At 56.0% G+C, this 22574-nt stretch carries 14 protein-coding genes; 10 read left to right on the forward strand and 4 right to left on the reverse strand.

What is annotated here, in order from left to right; all coding sequences use genetic code 11:
• Positions 1–315: 315 nt before the first annotated feature.
• The 5 genes from glgB (at position 316) to glgP (ending at position 9756) form a co-directional block, all read left to right on the forward strand.
• A complete protein-coding gene (glgB, locus tag EM595_RS01440) occupies positions 316–2505 on the forward strand; it encodes a 1,4-alpha-glucan branching enzyme (RefSeq protein WP_067427185.1) in 2190 nt (729 codons plus the stop codon).
• Entirely contained in the window at positions 2502–4487 is a 1986-nt protein-coding gene (glgX, locus tag EM595_RS01445) for a glycogen debranching protein GlgX (RefSeq protein WP_067427186.1), read from the forward strand. The genes glgB and glgX overlap by 4 nt, the downstream gene beginning before the upstream one ends.
• A gap of 10 nt (positions 4488–4497) precedes the next feature.
• Positions 4498–5787: a glucose-1-phosphate adenylyltransferase gene (glgC, locus tag EM595_RS01450; protein WP_067427189.1), complete on the forward strand. Its 1290-nt coding sequence runs from the start codon at positions 4498–4500 to the stop codon at positions 5785–5787.
• Positions 5788–5854: 67 nt separating this feature from the next.
• Positions 5855–7288, forward strand: coding sequence for a glycogen synthase GlgA (gene glgA / locus EM595_RS01455; protein ID WP_067427192.1), 1434 nt, complete (start codon positions 5855–5857; stop codon positions 7286–7288).
• Positions 7289–7308: 20 nt separating this feature from the next.
• Positions 7309–9756: a glycogen phosphorylase gene (gene glgP, locus EM595_RS01460; protein ID WP_067427194.1), complete on the forward strand. Its 2448-nt coding sequence runs from the start codon at positions 7309–7311 to the stop codon at positions 9754–9756.
• 112 nt (positions 9757–9868) lie between these two features.
• On the opposite strand, the gene glpD is transcribed toward glgP, so the two are convergent.
• Positions 9869–11377, reverse strand: a complete 1509-nt coding sequence (gene glpD / locus EM595_RS01465) for a glycerol-3-phosphate dehydrogenase (RefSeq protein ID WP_067427197.1) — start codon at positions 11375–11377, stop codon at positions 9869–9871.
• 224 nt (positions 11378–11601) lie between these two features.
• Between glpD and glpE the strand changes: the two genes are divergently transcribed.
• From glpE to EM595_RS01480, 3 genes are read left to right on the forward strand one after another with little or no spacing between them, the layout of a single operon-like run.
• The gene (gene glpE / locus EM595_RS01470) at positions 11602–11922 is read left to right on the forward strand and encodes a thiosulfate sulfurtransferase GlpE (protein WP_067427199.1); all 321 of its coding nucleotides are present in this window, start codon (positions 11602–11604) and stop codon (positions 11920–11922) included.
• Positions 11923–11960: 38 nt separating this feature from the next.
• Positions 11961–12788: a rhomboid family intramembrane serine protease GlpG gene (gene glpG / locus EM595_RS01475; protein ID WP_067427202.1), complete on the forward strand. Its 828-nt coding sequence runs from the start codon at positions 11961–11963 to the stop codon at positions 12786–12788.
• 48 nt (positions 12789–12836) lie between these two features.
• A complete protein-coding gene (locus EM595_RS01480; RefSeq protein ID WP_067427205.1) occupies positions 12837–13595 on the forward strand; it encodes a DeoR/GlpR family transcriptional regulator in 759 nt (252 codons plus the stop codon).
• Here the strand turns inward: EM595_RS01480 and malT are convergent.
• A complete protein-coding gene (malT, locus tag EM595_RS01485; RefSeq protein WP_067427208.1) occupies positions 13592–16315 on the reverse strand; it encodes an HTH-type transcriptional regulator MalT in 2724 nt (907 codons plus the stop codon). The two genes, EM595_RS01480 and malT, sit on opposite strands and share 4 nt — an antisense overlap.
• Positions 16316–16689: 374 nt before the next feature.
• Here malT and malP point away from each other — a divergent pair, with 374 nt between their 5' ends.
• On the forward strand, positions 16690–19101 hold the full coding sequence (gene malP / locus EM595_RS01490) for a maltodextrin phosphorylase (RefSeq protein ID WP_067427211.1): 2412 nt from the start codon (positions 16690–16692) through the stop codon (positions 19099–19101).
• A 9-nt stretch (positions 19102–19110) separates the two neighbouring features.
• A complete protein-coding gene (gene malQ / locus EM595_RS01495) occupies positions 19111–21168 on the forward strand; it encodes a 4-alpha-glucanotransferase (protein WP_067427214.1) in 2058 nt (685 codons plus the stop codon).
• A gap of 64 nt (positions 21169–21232) precedes the next feature.
• Here malQ and nfuA read toward each other — a convergent pair whose 3' ends face one another.
• Both nfuA and gntX read right to left on the reverse strand, forming a co-directional pair.
• Complete coding sequence (gene nfuA / locus EM595_RS01500) at positions 21233–21808, reverse strand: Fe-S biogenesis protein NfuA (RefSeq protein ID WP_067427217.1); 576 nt, start codon at positions 21806–21808, stop codon at positions 21233–21235.
• Positions 21809–21866: 58 nt separating this feature from the next.
• Positions 21867–22547, reverse strand: coding sequence for a DNA utilization protein GntX (gntX, locus tag EM595_RS01505; protein WP_067427220.1), 681 nt, complete (start codon positions 22545–22547; stop codon positions 21867–21869).
• Positions 22548–22574 lie beyond the last annotated feature (27 nt).

A 22574-nucleotide genomic window follows, 5' to 3' on the forward strand; every position in this document is an offset into this window, starting at 1 on the left:
AACGCGCTTTTCCCTGCATAAAAAGTGTTCGTCGAGTGATCAACTTCTTCTTTTTAGACATCCAGAAAAATAATTTTTCTATTCAATACAGGGATCGGCGAAGGTCGAACTATGCTTAACCCTGAATAACGGAATTTTGACTGTTTTTGCTTTCCGAACTGAATGTTGTTGTACGCGGCATTGGGTTTTTACCAGAGGAAGGTTGGCTTCCCTGCGCGCGTGCCACCAGCTCAATGAAGAGCAGAGCATGTGATAACGGCTGAGTGAATCACGCCCTTTTTCATATCATCTGCCAACTATCACAGGAAGAAAGTCATGTCAGAGCTTGTCGATCGTCAGACGATCAATGCCCTTATTTCGGGCCATTACGCCGATCCATTTGCCCTGTTGGGAATGCACCAGACCGAAGCTGGACTTGAAGTTCGCGCACTGTTGCCTGATGCATCAGAAGTGTGGGTAATTGAGACGAAAACCGGGCGTAAATGTGCCCAGCTTACCTGTATCGATCCGCGCGGGTTCTTTAGCGCCGTTGTCCCGCGCCGTAAAAATCCTTTCCGCTATCAGCTGGCTGTCACCTGGCACGACCAGCAAAATTTGATCGACGATGCCTACCGCTTTGGGCCGCTCCTGCAGGATATGGAGACTTGGCTGCTGGCGGAAGGCACGCACCTGCGCCCGTATGAAACCATGGGCGCGCACAGCGCCGTGATTGATGGCGTGACCGGAACGCGGTTTATCCTGTGGGCGCCTAATGCGCAGCGCGTTTCCGTGGTCGGTGAGTTCAACTTTTGGGATGGCCGCCGTCATCCGATGCGCTTTCGCCGCGAAAACGGCATGTGGGAACTGTTTGTTCCCGGCGCAATGAATGGCCAGCTCTACAAATACGAAATTATTGATGCGCACGGCCAGCTCAGGCTGAAAGCCGATCCTTATGCGTTTGAAGCACAGATGCGTCCGCAAACCGCCTCCATGATCTGCGGTCTGCCGGAAAAAGTGGAGATGGCCGAGGCGCGTAAGCAGGCCAACGGCTTTGATAAACCTATCTCCATTTACGAAGTGCATCTTGGATCCTGGCGCCGCCATACTGATGACAACTTCTGGCTGAGCTACAAAGAGCTGGAAGAGCAGCTGATCCCTTACGCGGTGGAAATGGGCTTTACCCACCTGGAACTGCTGCCGATCAGTGAACATCCGTTTGACGGCAGCTGGGGTTATCAGCCGCTCGGTCTGTACGCGCCAACGCGTCGTTTTGGCACGCGCGATGAGTTCCGCCAGTTCATTACCGCAGCGCACAATGCCGGTCTGAATGTGCTGCTGGATTGGGTGCCAGGACATTTTCCTTCCGATGACTTCGGCCTCGCAAAATTCGACGGCTCGGAGCTTTATGAGCACCATGACCCGCGCGAAGGCTACCATCAGGACTGGAACACGCTGATTTATAACTTTGGCCGCCGCGAAGTCAGCAACTTCCTCGCGGGCAACGCGCTCTACTGGATGGAACGCTTTGGTATCGATGGTTTGCGCGTCGATGCAGTGGCCTCAATGATCTACCGTGACTACAGCCGCAAAGCGGGCGAGTGGATCCCGAACGAGTTCGGCGGCCGCGAAAATCTCGAGGCGATCTCGTTCCTGCGCTATACCAACCGTGTGCTCGGCGAAGAGGCGGACGGCAGCATCACCGTGGCGGAAGAGTCTACCGACTATCCCGGCGTGACCCGACCTTCTGAAGGCGGCGGTCTGGGCTTCCAGTACAAATGGAACCTCGGCTGGATGCACGACACGCTCGACTACATGAAGCAGGATCCCATCTACCGTCGCCATCATCACAACCTGATGACCTTCGGCATGCTCTATCACTATGACGAAAACTTTGTCCTGCCGCTGTCGCATGACGAAGTGGTGCACGGCAAAAAATCGATTCTGGATCGCATGCCGGGCGACGCATGGCAGAAGTTTGCCAACCTGCGTGCCTATTACGGCTGGATGTGGGGCTTCCCGGGCAAAAAGCTGCTGTTTATGGGCAACGAGTTTGGGCAGGGCAGAGAGTGGAATCACGACGTCAGCCTCGACTGGCACCTGCTGGAAGGCGAAGACAACTGGCACAATGGCGTGCAGCGTCTGGTGCGCGATCTGAACAAAACCTATCGTCACTTCCCCGCCATGCATCAGCTGGATTTCGATCCGCAGGGCTTTGAATGGCTGGTGGTGGATGACTTCGATAACTCGGTATTTGTGTTTGTGCGTCGCGACAGCGAAGGCAATGAGATGATCGTTGCCAGCAACTTCACGCCGGTTACGCGTGAGAACTATCGCTTTGGTATCAATCTGCCGGGCGGCTGGCGCGAAGTGTTGAACACCGACAGCGGCCACTATCACGGCAGCAATACCCAAAACGGCACCCTGGTGCAGAGCGAGCCGATCGCCAGCCACAAGCGCGACCATTCGCTGAGCCTGACGTTGCCACCGCTGGCCACCATCTGGCTGGTGCGTGAGGACGCCGAATGAGCCGCATTCAGGGCGGTAAGCCGACGCCATCTGGCGCGACTTACGATGGCAAAGGGGTTAACTTCACCCTGTTTTCGCAGCATGCACAGCGCGTTGAGCTCTGCCTGTTCGATAAGCAGGGAACGGAAACCCGTGTCGATCTTCCCGCACGCAGTGGGAATATCTGGCACGGCTATTTGCCCGCTCTGAAACCGGGCCAGCGCTACGGATACCGTGTGCATGGCCCGTGGCAGCCACAGCGTGGCCATCGCTTTAACGCGGCCAAGCTGCTGGTCGATCCCTGCGCCCGTGAAGTTGACGGCGACGTGCCTGATGACGTGCGTTTTCAAGGCGGAGAGTGGGAGATCGATCTGGCTGACAACGGCGACATCGCGCCGAAAAGCGTGGTCGTTGCCGACGATTTTGACTGGCAGGATGATGTTGCGCCGCGCGTGCCGTGGGGCGAAACCATTATTTATGAAGCGCATGTGCGCGGCCTGACCAAACGTCATCCGGCTATACCGGAAGCGTTACGCGGCACCTATGCGGCGCTGGGTCATCCGGCGATGATCGATTATCTGCGTGCGCTGGGCATCACCACGCTGGAACTGCTGCCGGTGGCGCAGTTTGCTCATGAGCCGCGCCTGCTGCGCGCCGGGTTAACCAATTATTGGGGCTATAACCCGTTTGCCCTCTGGGCGGTTGATCCGCGCTACGCGTCGGGCGAACCGGGCGTCAGCGCGCTGCAAGAGTTTCAGCAGGCGGTGAAAGCGCTGCATGCGGCGGGCATCGAAGTGGTGCTGGATGTGGTGTTCAACCACACCGCCGAGCTGGAAGAGATTGGCCCTACCATCAACCTGCGCGGCGTCGATAACGCCAGCTATTACTGGCTGGATGAATCGGGGCACTATCCTAACTGGACCGGTTGTGGCAACACCGTCAATCTCAGCCATCCTCAGGTGCGAGCCTGGGCGCTGGATTGCCTGCGCTGCTGGGTACAAAACTGCCACGTTGACGGCTTCCGTTTTGACCTGGCGACGGTGCTTGGCCGCACGCCTGATTACGACATTGCAGCTGAATTTTTTAATGAAATGAAAGCCTGTCCGATTTTGTCGGCGGTGAAGCTGATCGCTGAGCCATGGGATATCGGCCCCGGCGGCTATCAGGTTGGAAACTTTCCGGCGCCTTTTGCCGAGTGGAACGACCATTTCCGCGACGTGAACCGCCGTTTCTGGCTGCATGGCGCGCTGAGCAACGGAGAGTTTGCCCGGCGCTTTGCTGGCTCCAGTGATGTGTTTGCACAGAGCGGCCGCCCGCCGTCTGCGTCGATCAACCTGATCACCGCGCATGACGGCTTTACCCTGCGCGACGTGGTCAGCTTTGAGCGTAAGCACAACGAGGCGAATGCCGAAGATAACCGCGACGGCAGCAGCGAAAATCACAGTAACAACCACGGCGTGGAAGGACTAACGGCCTCGCCGGACGTACAGCAGCGCCGCCGTCACAGCGTCCATGCACTGCTTACCACGCTGCTGCTGGCGCAGGGCACGCCGATGCTGCTGGCCGGTGATGAAATGGGTCAGACGCAGCACGGCAACAATAATGCGTACTGCCAGGACAACGAACTGACCTGGCTCAACTGGCCGCAGTTTGACCAGGGATTATATGTCTTCACCGCAGCGCTGATTCATCTGCGGCGCCAGATACCGGCGCTCACCGCCGATAGCTGGTGGCAGGAAGGAGACGGGAATGTGCAGTGGCTCAATGCTGGTGGCCAGCCACTGATGAGTGAGGAGTGGACGCAGGGGCTGCATCGCATGCAGATCCTGCTTTCCGGCCGCTGGCTAATCACAATAAACGCCACGCAAGATGTGGCAACAATGACATTACCCAACGGAGAATGGCATGCCATTCCTCCTTTTGCCGGGGATAACAACCCGATCCTGTCAACCGCCTGGCATGGACCCGCGCACGGCGTGTGCGTGTTCCTGAAGCAGGGGTAAGGAGTCAGACATGGTCAAGATAGAGGAAGCGGATCACCTGATGTTGGCCAGGCAGTTGCCAGCACAAACCGTGGCGTTGATTCTGGCGGGCGGTCGCGGTACGCGGTTAAAAGATCTCACCGCCAAGCGCGCCAAGCCTGCGGTGCATTTCGGCGGTAAGTTCCGCATTATCGATTTTGCGCTATCGAACTGCCTGAACTCAGGCATTCGGCGTATCGGCGTGATCACGCAATATCAGTCGCATACGCTGGTGCAGCATATCCAGCGCGGCTGGTCACTGCTGAATGAAGAGATGAACGAGTTTGTCGATCTGCTGCCTGCGCAACAGCGCTCATCAACCGACAGCTGGTACCGCGGCACCGCCGATGCGGTATCGCAGAATCTCGACATTATTCGCCGCTATAACGCGCGTTACGTGGTGATTCTGGCTGGCGATCACATCTATAAGATGGACTATTCGCGCATGCTGCTGGATCACGTTGCCAACAAGGCGAAGTGCACCATTGCCTGCCTGCCGGTACCGCTGCATGAAGCGAGCGCATTTGGCGTGATGGCGGTTGATGCCGATAACAAAGTCATCGATTTTGTGGAAAAGCCGCCGCATCCACCTACCATGCCGGGCGACGACAGCAAGGCGCTGGCGAGCATGGGCATCTACGTTTTTGACGCCGATTATCTCTTTCAGCTGCTGGAAGACGATCTGCTGATGACCGAGTCAAACCACGATTTTGGCAAAGATCTGCTGCCAAAAATCGTCGGCAGCGGAGAGGCTTATGCGCACTCCTTTAGCCTGTCTTGCGTGCAGAACGATCAGAGCGCGCCGCCTTACTGGCGCGATGTCGGCACCCTTGAAGCCTACTGGCGTGCCAATCTCGATCTCGCCTCGGTGCAGCCCGAGTTGGATATGTATGATCACAGCTGGCCGATCCGTACCCACATGGAACCCTCGCCGCCGGCGAAATTTGTGCAGGATCGCTCAGGCAGCCACGGCATGACCATGAATTCGCTGGTGTCGGGCGGCTGCATCATTTCCGGTTCGGTGGTGGTTAATTCCGTGCTGTTCTCCCGCGTACGGATAAATTCATTTTGTAATATCGATTCATCAGTGTTGCTGCCAGACGTCAATGTTGGACGTTCCTGTCGGCTGCGCCGCTGTGTGATTGACCGTGCCTGTGTTATTCCAGAGGGCACGGTGATTGGCGAAAATCCCGACGAAGACAGTCGCCGGTTCCATCGATCAGAAGAGGGCATCGTACTGGTTACGCGCGCTATGTTGGCTAAATTGGCCACGGGGCACTAATCGGTAGGGCCAGGAATTACTATTGTCGGCGCGCGGAGCGCGTCCGATCCAGTTATAGGGGCGGAGAATGCAGGTTTTACATGTCTGTTCAGAGCTGTTCCCGCTGTTAAAGACCGGCGGGTTGGCTGATGTAGTGGGGGCATTACCGGCAGCACAAATTGCTGATGGTACGGATACACGCGTACTGATTCCGGCTTTTCCAGCCGTGCGCAAAGGCATTGCCGATGCGAAAGTGGTGGCTGAATTACAGACCTTTGCCGGGTTTGTACGTTTACATTTTGGCTATTTTAATGGCGTGGGGATCTACATGATCGAGTCTACCGGACTGTACGATCGTCCAGGTAGCCCCTATCACGATGAAAACCAGTTTGCCTACACCGACAACTATCTGCGCTTTGCGCTGCTGGGCTGGATCGGTTGTGAAATGGCCTGCGGTCTTGATTCACACTGGCGTCCCGACATCGTGCATGCGCATGACTGGCATGCCGGTTTAACCTGCGCCTATCTGGAAGCGCGTGGACGTCCGGCTAAATCGGTCTTTACCGTGCACAACCTCGCCTATCAGGGGCTGTTTTATGCCCAGCATATGGATGAGATCCAGCTGCCGTGGTCCTTCTTCAATATGCATGGGCTGGAGTTCCACGGTCAGATCTCCTATCTGAAAGCGGGTCTGTTCTACGCCGATCACGTTACCGCGGTGAGCCCGACATACGCCCATGAAATTACCCTGCCAGAATTTGGCAACGGTATGGAAGCGCTACTGGCGCAGCGTCTGCAGGAAGGTCGCCTGAGCGGCATCCTTAACGGCGTGGATCCGGAGATTTGGGATCCGGCTCAGGATTTGCTGCTCAGTGCGCGCTACAACCGCGATACGCTGGATGCCAAGGCTGAGAACAAGCGCCAGTTGCAAATTGCGATGGGGTTGAAGGTCGATGACAAAGCGCCGGTGTTTGCGGTAGTCAGCCGTTTGACACGACAGAAAGGTCTCGATCTGGTGCTCGAAGCGCTGCCGGGTCTGCTGGCGCAGGGCGGTCAACTGGTGCTGTTAGGTGCTGGTGATGCCGAGTTGCAGCAGGGATTTCTGGCCGCGGCGGCGGAACATCCGGGCCAGGTTGGCGTACAGATTGGTTATCACGAAGCTTTCTCGCACCGCATTATGGGCGGTGCCGATGTGATCATGGTGCCAAGTCGCTTTGAGCCCTGCGGGTTAACGCAGCTTTATGCGCTGAAATATGGCACTTTACCTCTGGTACGCCGCACCGGTGGTCTCGCGGATACGGTAAACGACAGCTCGCTGGAAAACCTTGCCGATGGCATTGCCAGCGGTTTCTGCTTTGAAGACAGTAACGCCTGGTCGCTGCTTCGCGCGATCCGCCGTGCCTTTGTGTTGTGGTCGCGTCCGTCATTGTGGCGCTATGTGCAGCGTCAGGCGATGGGAATGGATTTTAGCTGGCAGGTGGCGGCGCAATCCTACCGTGAACTCTATCAACGCTTGATGTAACCAGTACGGGGATTACTGAAATGAATGCACCTTTCATCTATGCTGCACCCACGTTAACGGTTGAAGCTTTAAAGCACTCTATCGCTTACAAACTGATGTTCACCATCGGCAAAGATCCCTCTATGGCGAACAAGCATGAGTGGCTGAACGCCGCGCTGCTGGCCGTACGCGATCGCATGGTGGAGCGCTGGCTGCGCTCTAATCGTGCTCAGCTTTCTCAGGATGTGCGGCAGGTTTATTACCTGTCGATGGAATTCCTGATGGGGCGCACGCTGTCGAACGCGCTGCTGGCCATGGGCATCTATGACGATCTGCACCATGCGCTGGAAGAGATGGGGCTCAGCCTGGATGAACTGGTGGAAGAGGAAAACGATCCCGGTTTAGGCAACGGCGGCTTAGGTCGACTGGCGGCCTGTTTCCTCGATTCGCTGGCCACGCTCGGTTTACCGGGACGCGGCTATGGCATTCGTTACGATTACGGCATGTTCAAACAGAACATTATTGACGGTCGTCAGGCGGAATCGCCTGATTACTGGCTGGAATACGGTAATCCCTGGGAGTTTCAGCGTTACAATACCCGCTACAAAGTCCGTTTTGGCGGCCGCGTTCAGCACGAAGGCAGCAAAATTCGCTGGGTGGAAACCGAAGAAGTGTTGGCAACGGCTTATGACCAGATCATTCCTGGCTTTGATACCGATGCCACTAACACGCTGCGCCTGTGGGGCGCGCAGGCCAGCAACGAAATCAACCTGGGGAAATTTAACCAAGGCGATTATTTTGCCGCGGTTGAAGACAAAAACCACTCTGAGAACGTGTCGCGCGTGCTCTATCCCGATGATTCAACCTATTCTGGCCGTGAACTGCGGTTGCGGCAGGAATATTTCCTCGTCTCCGCCACGGTGCAGGATATTTTCCATCGTCACTGGGAGATGCACAAAACCTGGGACAATCTCGCCGACAAAATTGCTATCCACTTGAATGACACGCACCCGGTGCTGGCCATTCCAGAAGTGATGCGTTTGTTGATCGATGAGCACAAGTTTACCTGGGATGATGCTTTTGACATCGCCTGTCAGGTCTTCTCTTATACCAACCACACGCTGATGAGCGAAGCGCTGGAAACCTGGCCGGTCGATATGCTTGGCAAGATCCTGCCGCGTCATCTGCAAATTATTTTTGATATCAACGACTACTTCCTCAAAACCATCGAAGAGCAGTATCCCGATAACTGGGAGCTGCAGTCGCGCGTATCGATCATTGATGAAAATAACGGTCGTCAGGTGCGCATGGCGTGGCTGGCCGTGGTGGTCAGTCACAAAGTGAATGGCGTATCGGAACTGCACTCCAACCTGATGGTGCAGTCGCTGTTTGCTGATTTTGCCGCGCTGTTCCCGAACCGTTTCTGTAACAAAACCAACGGTATTACGCCGCGTCGCTGGCTGGCGCTGGCGAATCCGGCGCTGTCGGATGTGCTGGATGAGGCGATTGGCCGCAACTGGCGCACCGATCTCGGCCAGCTGGAAGAGATCAAGCCGCAAATCGATTATCCGGCGTTTATCGCTAAAATTGCCGATGCCAAGCTGGCCAACAAAAAGCGTCTGGCAAGCTGGGTAGCGAAAAACATGGATATCGTGCTGGATCCAGAGGCGTTGTTTGACGTGCAGATCAAGCGCATCCATGAGTACAAGCGCCAGCTGATGAACGTGCTACATGTCATCACACGGTACAACCGCATTAAAAACGATCCCGACGCTGACTGGGTGCCGCGCGTTAATATCTTCGCCGGCAAAGCGGCTTCAGCCTATTACGTTGCTAAACAGATCATTCATCTGATCAACGACGTGGCCAACGTGATCAACAACGATCCACAGGTCAAGAATAAGCTGAAAGTGGTATTTATCCCGAACTATGGCGTGAGTCTGGCGCAGATGATCATTCCGGCGGCCGATCTGTCCGAACAGATCTCCCTGGCCGGTACCGAAGCCTCGGGCACCAGTAACATGAAGTTTGCTCTGAACGGCGCACTGACCATCGGTACGTTGGATGGCGCGAACGTTGAGATGCTGGAGCACGTTGGCGAAGAGAATATCTTCATCTTCGGCAACACCACGCCGCAGGTTGAAGCGCTGCGTAAAAATGGTTACGACTCGCATAAATATTACGATGAGGATCCGGAACTGCGTCAGGCATTGACCCAGATTGCCAGTGGCGTGTTCAGCCCGCAGGAGCCTGGCCGTTATCGCAATCTGTTTGATTCGCTGGTGAACTTTGGTGACCATTACCAGCTGTTAGCGGATTATCGTAGCTATGTGGATACGCAGGATGAAGTGGATGAACTCTATCGTCGTCCGGAAGAGTGGCAGCGTCGGGCAGCGTTGAATATCGCCAATATGGGATACTTTTCGTCAGACCGCACCATTCAGGAATACGCCGATGAGATTTGGGGTATTTCGCCTGTTCGTCTGTAACTGATATAAACAGGGCCGCCGCTGGCGGCCTTTTTGTTGCGCAGAAATGGGTACAGTTCAGACGTAAAAAAAGGGCCGATTAAATCGGCCCTTTTCTGTTATGCAGCGAAGATTAGCTTGCCAGCGAGAGCGCCGGCTTCTTCGCATGCGCCGCCAGCCATTCGCTCACGCGCGCCTGCTGCGCTTCATTCAGCCACATACCCTGTTTGGTACGGCGCCAGATCGCATCATCCAGTTCGCGAACCCACTCGTTTTCCATCAGATAACGCAGTTCGACTTCGTAGAAGTCGTGGCCGAAGTTCTCACCCAGATCGTCCAGCGAGCTGGCGTTCTGCAGAATCACTTCGGTACGGCTACCGTAGGTGCGGGCAAAATGACGCGCCATATTTTCAGTAATGAACGGATAACGGCGACGCAAACCGGCCGCGTAATCTTCACGCGTGCCTGAGAAATCACCGCCTGGCAGCACGCAGTTTTTGGTCCATGCTGCACCAATGCCCGGATAGTATTTGGACATCTTCTCCATCGCATGCTCAGCCAGCTTACGATAGGTGGTCAGTTTACCGCCAAACACCGACAGCAGCGGCGCTTTACCGTTTTCATCACGCACATCCAGCGTGTAATCGCGGGTAATGGCCTGCGGCGAATCGGATTCGTCGTCACACAGCGGACGAACGCCGGAATAGCTCCAGACGATATCTTTACGCGACAAGTCTTTCTTGAAGTGCGCGTTGAAGACGTTCAGCACATAATCGATCTCGTTATCGTCGATATGGACGTTTTTCGGATCGCCTTTGTACTCCACGTCGGTGGTACCGATAATGGAAAACTCATCCATCCACGGAATAACAAACACAATGCGATTGTCTTCGTTCTGCAGGATATAAGCCTGTTTTTCGGTATGCACGCGCGGCACCACGATATGGCTGCCTTTGATCAGGCGAATACCATAAGGCGATTTCAGCTTCAGGCCGTCGTCAAACAGCTGCTTAACCCATGGGCCAGCGGCGTTGACCAGACCTTTTGCACGCCAGGTCAGGGTTTTGCCGGTATCCACTTCTTCAGCTTCAACCACCCAAATGTCATTTTCACGCCAGGCGCGCGTCACACGGGTACGGGTGCGCACTTCGCCACCGCGTTTTTCCACTTCCTGCGCATTGAGCACCACGAGGCGAGCATCATCTACCCAGCAGTCAGAGTATTCGAAACCGCGCGTGATCTCTGGCTTGAGAGCGGAATCCGCGCCAAAACGCAAACTCTTACTGCCCGGCAGGCTGGTACGTTTGCCAAGATGATCGTACATAAACAGGCCAACGCGGATCATCCACGCCGGACGCAGATGCGGACGGTGCGGCAAGCGGAAGCGCATGGGGAAAGCGATATGCGGCGCCATTTTCAGCAGCACTTCACGTTCAGCCAGCGCTTCGCTGACCAGACGGAATTCGTAATGTTCCAGGTAGCGCAGGCCACCGTGGATAAGTTTTGAACTGGCGGAAGAGGTTGCGCAGGCCAAATCCTGCGCTTCCAGCATCAGCACAGACAGTCCGCGTCCTGCAGCATCGGCTGCAATGCCGGCTCCGTTGATGCCGCCGCCGATTACGATCAGGTCTTTGGTTTCCACGTCATCTCCTCCAATGTTCGGAATAGTTCATTTATGTTCGTTTTCGAGCATTATAATAGTCGCAAACCAACATTGATGCCAGTGGTTAACTAAACAAAAACATTTATGCGTGATGCAGCTAACATTCTGACAGCCTGTTTTACCCTTTTTCCTTACACTTTGCCGGGTTATGCCGCGACGCGTTCGCGGTACACTAAGGCACAACCTTACTGACTGGAAATCCCATGGAAAACTTTGAATGTATTGATGTGCAGCAGGCACAACAGCGTCTGGCGGCTGGCGCGCAGCTGGTTGATATTCGCGATCCGCAAAGCTTTGCTCAGGGCCATGCCACCGGCGCTTTTCATCTGACTAACACCTCAGTTAACCACTTTGTTGAACAGACCGATGTCAGCGTGCCGGTGCTGGTTATGTGCTATCACGGCATCAGCAGCAAGAGCGCCGCGGGCTATTTAGCTACGCAGGGTTTTACCGAGGTTTACAGCGTGGATGGCGGTTTTGAAGCCTGGCAGCACGCCTTTCCACAGCAGGTTGAATCCGCCTGACAGGGCGGCACACTTCCTCAGCAAAGGCACACAAAGCGATGAAGCGCATTACTCAGTTTAACAACCCGCGCATGGCGCAGGCGTTTGTTGACTATATGGCGACGCAGGGCGTCAGCCTGCAGATTGAGCAGGATCAGCACTATGTTGTGCTGCTGGAAGATGAATCGAAAGCGGAAATGGTCGAAAACGAACTTCGCCAGTTCGTTAGCGATCCGTATCATGCGCGTTATCAGGCTGCCAGCTGGCAAAGCGGCACCATGGAAAGCGGGCTGAATTATCCACGAAACCGGCTAATCGGGCATCTGCGCGAGCGTGCCGGACCCTTGACGCTCACGTTGATGGTCATCTGCGTGGCGGTATTTATCCTGATGCAAATCGTTGGCGATGAGCAGGTACTGGCGTGGATGGCGTGGCCTGCCGATACCGCGCAGGATTTTCAGCTGTGGCGCTGGTTCAGCCACGCACTGCTGCATTTTTCGCTGCTGCATATTCTGTTTAACCTGATGTGGTGGTGGTATCTCGGTGGCGCGGTTGAAAAACGTCTTGGCAGCGGCAAGCTGTTTGTCATCGCCCTGATTTCTGCTTTATTAAGCGGCTTTGTTCAGGCGAAATTCAGCGGCATCTGGTTCGGCGGTCTCTCTGGCGTGGTCTATGCGCTGATGGGCTATTGCTGGCTGCGCGGCGAGCGCGATCCCGAAAGCGGGATTTTCCTTGAGCGCGGACTCATGGCTTTCGCTATTCTGTGGCTGATTATGGGTTATTTCGATATGTTCGGCCTGGCCATCGCCAACGGTGCGCATCTGGCAGGATTGCTGGTGGGCTTAGCCATGGCTTTTGTTGATACCCGTCATCGCCGTCGCGCCTGATCGGCGGCCTGTAACACAATAAGAACAACGGGTTTTGAGGAGATTTACGTGAAGCAGACGCAACGTCATGACGCTATCATCGATCTGGTGCGTCGGCAGGGATATGTCAGTACCGAAGAGCTGGTTGAGCACTTTGATGTCAGTCCACAAACCATCCGTCGCGATCTCAACGATCTGGCGGATCAGAACAAAATCCAGCGTCATCACGGCGGCGCAGCGCTGCCTTCAACGTCAGAAAACACCGCCTGGCAGGATCGTAAAATGATGTGGTCAGCGGAAAAAGCGCGCATTGCGCAGCGAGTCGCCAGCCAGATCCCGGATGGCGCGACGCTGTTTATCGATATTGGCACCACGCCGGAAGCGGTGGCGCATGCGCTGATGAATCACAACGATCTGCGCATTGTCACCAATAACCTCAACGTCGCTATGCTGCTGATGTCGAAGCCCGATTTTAGGCTGATCATTGCCGGTGGTGAAGTACGCACGCGCGATGGCGGCATCATGGGAGAAGCGACGCTCGATTTCATCTCCCAGTTCCGTCTCGACTACGGCATTTTAGGCATCAGCGGCATCGACATGGATGGCTCGTTGCTGGAGTTCGACTATCACGAAGTGCGCACTAAGCGGGCAATTATCGACAATTCGCGCTGCGTGATGTTGGTTACTGATCATTCGAAGTTTGGCCGCAACGCCATGGTCAATCTCGGCAACATGAGCCTGGTAGACTATCTGTTTACCGATCAGGCGCCGCCCGCCAGCGTGATGAAAGTCATCGAACAGCATGAGGTTCACCTCGAGCTCTGTTAAGCCTGGCTGACGCTCATCCCCATCAGGTGCAGCAGTTGCTGTGCCTGCTGGACCGCTTCCTGACGATGCGCCACACCGAGTTTCTGATAAAGGTTGCGGATATGCGTTTTGATGGTGGTTTGCGCCACCGCCAGTTCGCCTGCGATTTGGTCGTTACTGTAACCGGAATAGATCAAACCTAAAACCTGCCACTCACGCTGGGTCAGCGGGCTGGTACGAATCAGCTCCGGCACCTGTGGATGGGTCAGCAGGCGATGCACAAAGCCTTCGTCGAAATGCGCAAATTTATGCCGGTGATGCTGATTAATGTCACGCAGGATGCGGTTCGCGCGATGCTGCTCCAGTTCCGGCAGCGCATTCAATTGCAGCAACTGTCGCAGCTGCTGCGCCATCGCTTCGCCTTCAATCACAAAATGACTGACAAAACCGGTGCGGTTTGCCAGCGACAGCGCCTCAATCAGCGCCTGCTGTGCCGCCGTTTTGCGATCGGTTTGCCAGTAAAGCAGGTTAAGCAGCAACAGGTTACGATTGAGATCGCTGACCAGTCGCAGACGCCGTGCGCTCTCATTTAACCGATCGAGCACCGCTTCCGCCGCGGCATAATCGCCGAGCAGAATCTGCGCGCGAGCAATGTTGCGCCACTGTCCCTGCATAAAATGATTATCGGCCTGCGCCGGTTTCCGCGTCTGTTGTAGCCAGCTCGCTGCCGCGGATTTGTCGTCGGTCATTTGCCAGTAGATCAGCCGCGGTTTATCGGCATTGGTCACCCAGTCGCTGTGATACTGGCCGTTGCTCAGCAGATTTTCGCAACGGATCAGGTGGCGGCGGGCATTATCCAGATCGCCACGTGCCAGCGCGCATTTGGCAAGCATCGCCAGACACTGCAGCTGCTGTTGCGGATGGAAGTTTTCCAGCACTAACAAACCCTGACGCGCGGCGGCTTCTGCCTGATCCAGTTGCGCCCATGACCACAGCAGCTGCGCACGGATGCGCAGCAAAAATTCATGCATCGGCAGTTGGGTTAACCCTTCATCATGAACCAGCTGAAAGGCTTTTTCCTGCGTATCAAAAGCGCTTTGCAAATAGCCCTGTGCCAGCAGAATTTCGCTCTGTTGCAGCAGCGCCCACAGCGCGTAATGGCAGATATCGTGCTGACGCGCCATCTGATCGGTCTGCATCATCATCTGCATCGCCTCATCCAGCCGACCGTGACAGTGCAGCACTTCGCCTTTAACGGACGTGGCAACAATGCGGCTGTAGAAGCTGGAAAGCGGCAGCACCGCCAGCGCTTTGGTCGCCAGCAGTTCGGCTTCGTTTGGCTGTCCGGCATTGATAGCAACCTGTGCGCGAATCGCGTCAAACTCGGCGCTCAGTACGCTGTCGACCGCCAGATGTTGTTGCGCCATGCCTTCTTCCGCCCGCGCCAGCAACATATTCACTTCGCTGTAGCGATGCTGGCTCTGTGCCAGCCACGCCTGTAGCAAAATCAGCCGCGGCGTCTCCACGCGCTGTTCCCAGCTCAGGGCATTTAATCCCTCTTCCAGCAGCGCCAACTCACTGTGATTAAACAGCGACCAGGCGTGATTCAGCAGGATATCGCGCAGCAGTGGCTTATCGTCGGCGGCCAGCGCGTGGTGCATTGCCTCATTGGCAAACCCCAGCGCCATCCAGCCTTCGGCCGCGGCGCGGTGAATGTGTTGCAATTCGCCGCCTAATTCCCACTGGCAGCGCTGACGCAGGAAAGAGGCGAACAGCGGATGGAATTTGAACCATTCGCCGCTGTCATCCATACGCTGCAGGAATAAGCCCTGCCGTTCAGTCTCTTCCAGCCGCAGCTGGGCATTCTCTTCGCCGGTAAGACGATGAATCAGGCTTTCATTCATGGAGCGCAGCACCGAGCTGCGCAGCAGAAAGTCGCGCGTACTGCTGTCGACGCAGTCCAGCACTTCATCAACCAGATAATCAGAAAGGTGGCTGGCATTAATGCCGGACAGTCGTTGCGCTGACTGATGCGTCGGCGTGTTGGATTGCCGTTCAGAAAGAGCAATCAGTTGCAGTGCCGTGGCCCAGCCCGCGACTTCATCGCACAGACGCTGAGAATCGCCGTCGTCGATCGGCTGCTGCAGGCGGCAGTTGAAAAACTGGCGCGCTTCATCATGGGTGAAGGCCAGCGACTGGCTGTTGATCTCCAGCAACTGTTCACGCACGCGCAGGTTAGCAATGCCCAGCGAAGGCAAATTACGTGACAGCACAATCAGCGTCAGGTTTTCGGGCTGATGGCGAATAAAGAAGCGCATCGCCTGATGAATCTGTTCGTTGGTCAGCAGATGATAATCATCAATCACCAGATAAATAGGGCGATCCAGCGTCGCCAGCTCGATAAAAAGCTGCGAAAACAGGGCGCTAAGGTTGGCATACTGCCGTTTTTGCGCCATCGCTTCACTGCGCACGCAGTGATTGCCGGTGGCCTGCTGAATCGCAGCCATCAGATAGCTGGCGAAGCGCTCGGGGTAGTTGTCGCTCTCATCGAGTGAGAACCAGCCAAGATCGTTTTTTCCACTGGCCCACTGGGCGACCAGCGTGGTTTTTCCGTAGCCTGCCGGACTGGCCACCAGTGCAAGACGATAATTGGGCGTGCCCGCCAGTCTGGCGATCAATCGCTCGCGGATAATGGTGTGTTGCAGGCGCAGAGGGCGGCTTAGTTTTGATGGTATCAGCATGGATTACACTTCATCGCGTGAAACACCAGGAAACAAAAGGAATTATTTTAAGGCGTGTAATTAAGCACTTTCGTTGCGAAGTGTTTTGAAAGCAAGTATTCGCTTACCTCAGTTACCAGTTAGTTGCACCTCATCACAATTCCTTATGACATCGCTTACACCCCGCCGGTTTTTTTACGGTACAAAGAGGGTATCAGCCGCTGCGCTTGTTGTTTCTCAGCCTGGCTATCGACAACCGGACGACTCGCGAGATGCGCTACGCCCTGTCTCTCCACCCCAGGCGTTTGCAAGCCGGGAGGATGTTCAGTTAACGGACGGGCGTCAGCATGTGCGCAATGACTTTTCCTGAGTCCTATTCACCGAAGGGGATCTGTATGTCACAGCAAACATTTAATCCTGCACGCTTTGACGCTGCATTGACACGGCAGTGGCAGTTGTGGGGTCTCTCCTCTGCACAAGAGATGACGCCGCAGCAATGGTGGCAGGCGGTCAGCGGTGCGCTGGCTGAGCTGCTGGCCGCCCAGCCAGCCGCGCCGATGGCCACTGACCAACGGCATGTCAACTATCTTTCCATGGAATTCCTGATTGGTCGTCTGACCGGCAACAACCTGTTAAATCTCGGCTGGTTTGATGAAGTAAAAACGGTACTGGCGCAATATGACGTCGATTTGAGCCATTTGCTGGAGGAAGAGGTCGATCCGGCGCTGGGCAACGGCGGGTTAGGGCGTTTAGCCGCCTGCTATCTCGATTCGATGGCCACGGTAGGGCAGTCTGCTATCGGCTATGGTCTCAACTATCAATATGGTCTGTTTCGTCAGCGCTTTGACGACGGCGAGCAGAAAGAGTCGCCGGATGACTGGCATCGCGAATCCTATCCGTGGTTTCGCCATAACAGCGCGCTGAACGTTACTGTCGGCTTAGGCGGCACGGTCTGCAAAGAGGAAGATGGGCGCATGCGCTGGGAACCGGCGTTTATGCTGCGCGGCGAAGCCTGGGATCTGCCGGTTGTTGGCTATGGCAACGGCGTCACGCAGCCGCTGCGTCTCTGGCAGGCGACGCACGCTCAGCCATTTGATCTATCGCTGTTTAACGAGGGCGAATTCCTGCAGGCGGAGCAGCAGGGCATCGATGCGGCAAAACTCACCAAGGTACTTTATCCCAACGACAATCACGAAGAAGGCAAACGCCTGCGCCTGATGCAGCAATATTTCCAGTGCGCCTGTTCGGTGGCCGATATTTTGCGTCGTCATCATCTGGCTGGACGCGCGATTGCCGATCTGCCCGATTACGAAGTGATTCAGCTCAACGATACCCATCCCACCATCGCTATCCCGGAAATGCTGCGCGTGCTGCTGGACGAGCATCAGCTCTGCTGGGACGAAGCCTGGCGCATCACCAGCCAGCTATTTGCCTACACCAACCATACGCTGATGCCGGAAGCGCTGGAGCGCTGGGATGAAGCACTGGTGGAGAACCTGCTGCCGCGTCATTACCTGATCGTGAAAGAGATCGATAAACGTCTGCGCAAGCAGGTGGCACACGCCTGGCCCGGCGACACCGAAAAGCTGGCGAAGCTGGCGAAGCTGGCGATACTGCACGATAAGCAGCTGCGTATGGCTAATCTGTGCGTGGTCAGCGGATTCGCGGTTAACGGCGTGGCGGCGCTGCACTCCGATTTGGTAGTGAAAGATCTGTTCCCGGAATATCACCAGCTGTGGCCCTACAAATTCCACAATATCACCAACGGCATTACGCCGCGTCGCTGGCTGAAGCAGTGTAACCCGGCGCTCGCCACGCTGATCGATCAAACGTTGAACGTGGAGTGGGTTACCCATCTTGATGCGCTGCGTGGGCTGGAGCCTTTTGCTGAAGATGCCGCCTTCCGTGAACGCTATCGTCAAATCAAGCAGGATAATAAAGTGCGGCTGGTGGCGTACATCGATCGCGTGACCGGCATCAAGGTCAACCCGCATGCGATGTTCGACGTGCAGATAAAACGCCTGCATGAGTACAAACGTCAGCACCTCGGATTGATGCATATTCTACACTGTTACCGTGAGCTGCGAGACAACCCGCACGCTGACATTGTGCCACGCGTCTTTCTGTTCGGCGCGAAGGCAGCGCCGGGATACTATCTGGCGAAAAATATTATTTACGCTATTAATAAAGTGGCGGATGTCATTAACAACGATCCGCTGGTGGGTGACCGCCTGAAAGTGGTGTTTATCCCGGATTACCGTATTACGGCAGCCGAACTGATGATTCCGGCCGCCGATCTTTCCGAGCAGATCTCCACGGCAGGCTATGAGGCGTCGGGCACGGGCAATATGAAGCTGGCTCTGAATGGTGCATTAACCATCGGCACGCTGGATGGTGCCAACGTTGAGATAGCTGAGCAGGTGGGCGAAGAGAATATCTTCATTTTCGGTAACAGTGTCGATCAGGTTAAAGCGTTAAAAGCCGATGGTTACAACCCGGCGAAGGTGCGTAAGAAAGATAAGCACCTTGATGGCCTGTTGAAAGAGCTGGAACACGGCTTGTTCAGCGATGGCGATGAGCATGCGTTTGATTTGATGCTTGAAAGCCTGACGAAAAATGGCGATCCCTGGCTGGTACTGGCTGATTTTGCTGATTACATCGCCGCGCAGAAACGGGTTGAGGCGTTATGGCGCGACCGCGAAGCCTGGACTCGCGCCGCTATTCTCAATACAGCTCGAACCGGAATGTTCAGTTCTGACCGTGCGATCCGCGACTACCAACAACGTATCTGGCAAGTGAAACGCTAAGGATTGTCTATGGATCGAGAACAACTTGAAAAGGCTGCCAGCGCGGCCGGTATCGCCGCGGACTATATCAACGCGAAAGGGGAGCGCGAGGCGATCAGCCCGGAAACCATAGCGCTGCTGCTGGAAGCGATGGAAGATCCGGTGGATCGCTCTGCGCGACCGATTGCGCCGGTAAGCGTGATTGTCGGCGACGCAGAAAAAGTGCTGGCGGTGGAAGGCGAAGGCGATTTTAGCTGGCAGCTGATGACCGAAGCGGGTGAATCGCACAGCGGCCATGTGCAGGGCGGTCAACGCATTGCGTTGCCAGACCTTGTTCAGGGCTATCATGAGTTGACGCTTACTCAGCATGATAACAGCTGGCAATGCCGCATTATTATCGCGCCAGCGCGCTGTTTTGAGCCTGAGGCGTTGACCTCCGGCGGCAAACTGTGGGGCGCCTGCGCCCAGCTTTACACGTTGCGCTCGGAGCATAACTGGGGCATCGGCGATTTTGGCGATCTGGCCCGCATGCTCAAAGAAGTGGCCCGCCGCGGCGGTGCCTTTATCGGCCTGAACCCGATCCATTCGCTCTATCCGGCCAGCCCGGAGAGCGCCAGTCCGTACAGTCCTTCTTCACGTCGCTGGCTCAACGTCATCTATATCGACGTTGCGGCGGTGCCTGATTTTCAGCAAAGCGAAGCCGCACAGCGCTGGTGGCAGGAAGAGCAGACGCAAAACCTGTTGGCTAAAGCGCGCGACAGCAAGTGGGTCGACTATCGCACCGTCACCGAGCTGAAACTCACGGCGCTGCGTTTTGCCTGGCAACAGTTCAAACAGCGCGATGAGCAGGATGCCGGTTTCCAGACTTTTGTTGCCGAAGGCGGCGACAGCCTTTACTGGCAGGCGGCCTATGATGCGATGCATCAGGAGATGCTGCGTCAGGATGGTTCCCGCTGGGGCTGGCCAGCCTGGCCAGACGAATACCGTCGCGCTTCACGTCCGGCAGTGGCTGAATTCTGTCAGCAGCATGATGATGACGTGCAGTTCTATCTGTGGCTGCAATGGCTGGCAGACAGCCAGTTTGACCAGTGCTGGCAGCAGAGCCAGCAGGATGGCATGCCGGTGGGGCTTTACCGCGATCTGGCGGTCGGCGTAGCGCAGGGCGGGGCTGAAACCTGGCACGATGCCGAGCTTTATCGCCTGAAAGCCTCAGTGGGCGCGCCGCCAGATATTCTTGGTCCGCAGGGGCAGAACTGGGGCCTGCCGCCAATGGATCCGCACGTTATGCGCGAGCGTGGCTATCAGCCGTTTATTGAACTGCTGCGTGCCAACATGTCGAGCTGCGGTGCGCTGCGTATCGACCACGTGATGTCGATGCTGCGCCTGTGGTGGATCCCTTATGGCATGACCGCCGATCACGGCGCCTACATCTATTATCCGGTCGACGATCTGCTGGCGATTCTGGCGCTGGAGAGTCAGCGCAGTCAGTGCATGGTGCTGGGTGAAGATCTCGGTACGGTTCCAGAGGAGATTGTCGACAAGCTGCGCGACAGCGGCGTCTACTCCTGGAAGGTGCTCTACTTCGAGCAGGAAAATGCCACCACCTACCGTCTGCCGGCGAAGTGGCCGCGCCAGGCGATGGCCAGCGCCACCACGCACGATCTGCCTACGCTGGCGGGTTATTGGGGAGCAGAAGATTTGAGCCTCGGCGAAAAGCTGGGTGTCTATCCTGACAAAGAGGTGTTGGCAGGGCTGTATGAACAGCGCGCCGAACAGAAACAGGCGCTGCTTAATGCACTGCATGAGCATGGCTGTTTACCGAACGATTTCCCGGTCGATGCAGAAAGCTGTGAAATGTCGCCAACGCTGAATCAGGCGATGCACAATTTCCTCGCCGATACCCACAGTGCGCTGTTGGGCCTGCAGCCGGAAGACTGGCTGGAAATGAGCGAGCCGGTTAACGTGCCCGGCACAGTGGATGAATATCCTAACTGGCGGCGTAAACTCAGTGCCACGCTGGAAGAGATGTTTGCTCGTCCTGAGCTGGATCGCCTGCTGGAAACCATTCAGCAGCGTCGCGCTCAGTAAGCATTACGCAACAAAAAGGGACGATAATTATCGTCCCTTTTTTTATGGCCGTGGTGCAGCGAACTCAGTAGTACGAATGTTCGCCTGGCTGGTGCTCAGTGATATCACGCACGCCTTTCAGTTCCGGGAAGGCAGCCAGCAGTTCTTTCTCGATGCCTTCCTTCAGGGTGACATCGACCATAGAACAGCCGTTACAGCCGCCGCCAAACTGCAGAATCGCATAGCCTTCGTCGGTGATCTCCATCAGGGAAACCTTGCCGCCGTGACCTGCCAGCTGCGGGTTAATGGTCGCCTGCAGCTGATATTCCACGCGATCCATCAGCGGCGCATCGTCAGAGACCTTACGCATTTTGGCGTTAGGCGCTTTCAGCGTCAGCTGTGAACCCAGATTATCGGTAACGAAGTCAATTTCCGCCTCTTCGAGATAAGGCGCACTGAGTTCGTCCACAAAGGCGGAAAGCTTCTCAAACTTCAGTTCGGTGTCCGTGGCTTCGACCGCGTCAGGTGGGCAATAGGAGACGCCGCACTCAGCGGTTGGCGTACCTGGATTGATCACGAAAACACGGATTTGAGTGCCATCTTCCTGACTTGATAGCAGTTTAGCAAAGTGCTCTTGGGCAGCATCGGTAATACGGATCATGGCAATTGCTCAATAGTTGACTAAATTACTTGGTTATTATACGCCCAACGCCGACCCTCTACAAGGTACGGCACAGGCACCATATTTGAATGCTGGCAGCGCCTGCGGCCAGCAACAGACGGCTAATTTCTGCCGCGGTACTGCCGGTAGTTACCACATCGTCCAGTAAAGCGATATGACGGCCACGCACATCAATTTCAAGCCGGAAGGCGCCGCGCAGGTTTTTCCGGCGGGCGCGGGCGGTGAGCTGATGCTGCACGGCGCCTGCACGTTGACGGCATATTGCCTGCGGCACATAGCGACTGCCTGTCCAGCGAGCCAGCGGCTTCGCCAGCAGCGCAACCTGGTTAAAACCGCGTCGCCAGGCGCGATGGTGATGCAGCGGTACCGTCAAAATCATATCGGGGCGTTGCAGCTGGCGATCGCGCCGTGCCTGTAACCAGCTTAGCAAAATGAGTCGCGCCAACATCACAGAGAGTGCGGTCACCCCAGAAAACTTCAATTGGGAAACCAGCTGGCTCAACGGTGGCTGATAGGCGGTCACGGCTACCAGCGCATGCCACGGCGGCGGTTTTTGCAGGCAGCGACCGCACGGCTGATGGCTAAATGCGGGTAAGCCGCATTGCGGACAGCAGGGCGGCAACGGGGGTAATCGGCGCAGACAATGGCTGCACATACCCTGAACCGCAAGATGAAGCGGTAAGTGGCATAGCCAACAGCATCCCGGCATTGATAGCATAGCGCTCTCCTTTTTGACTCTCAGGAC

The organism is Duffyella gerundensis (assembly GCF_001517405.1).
GTDB classification, from domain to species: Bacteria; Pseudomonadota; Gammaproteobacteria; order Enterobacterales; family Enterobacteriaceae; genus Duffyella; species Duffyella gerundensis.

What these genes read in the sequence shown, in the direction of transcription:
- glgB (WP_067427185.1), top strand. Translation starts at nt 316, where the DNA reads ATGTCAGAGCTTGTCGATCGTCAGACGATCAATGCCCTTATTTCGGGC.
- glgX (WP_067427186.1), top strand. Translation starts at nt 2,502, where the DNA reads ATGAGCCGCATTCAGGGCGGTAAGCCGACGCCATCTGGCGCGACTTAC.
- glgC (WP_067427189.1), top strand. Translation starts at nt 4,498, where the DNA reads ATGGTCAAGATAGAGGAAGCGGATCACCTGATGTTGGCCAGGCAGTTG.
- glgA (WP_067427192.1), top strand. Translation starts at nt 5,855, where the DNA reads ATGCAGGTTTTACATGTCTGTTCAGAGCTGTTCCCGCTGTTAAAGACC.
- glgP (WP_067427194.1), top strand. Translation starts at nt 7,309, where the DNA reads ATGAATGCACCTTTCATCTATGCTGCACCCACGTTAACGGTTGAAGCT.
- glpE (WP_067427199.1), top strand. Translation starts at nt 11,602, where the DNA reads ATGGAAAACTTTGAATGTATTGATGTGCAGCAGGCACAACAGCGTCTG.
- glpG (WP_067427202.1), top strand. Translation starts at nt 11,961, where the DNA reads ATGAAGCGCATTACTCAGTTTAACAACCCGCGCATGGCGCAGGCGTTT.
- malT (WP_067427208.1), bottom strand. Translation starts at nt 16,315, where the DNA reads ATGCTGATACCATCAAAACTAAGCCGCCCTCTGCGCCTGCAACACACC.
- malP (WP_067427211.1), top strand. Translation starts at nt 16,690, where the DNA reads ATGTCACAGCAAACATTTAATCCTGCACGCTTTGACGCTGCATTGACA.
- malQ (WP_067427214.1), top strand. Translation starts at nt 19,111, where the DNA reads ATGGATCGAGAACAACTTGAAAAGGCTGCCAGCGCGGCCGGTATCGCC.
- nfuA (WP_067427217.1), bottom strand. Translation starts at nt 21,808, where the DNA reads ATGATCCGTATTACCGATGCTGCCCAAGAGCACTTTGCTAAACTGCTA.
- gntX (WP_067427220.1), bottom strand. Translation starts at nt 22,547, where the DNA reads ATGCTATCAATGCCGGGATGCTGTTGGCTATGCCACTTACCGCTTCAT.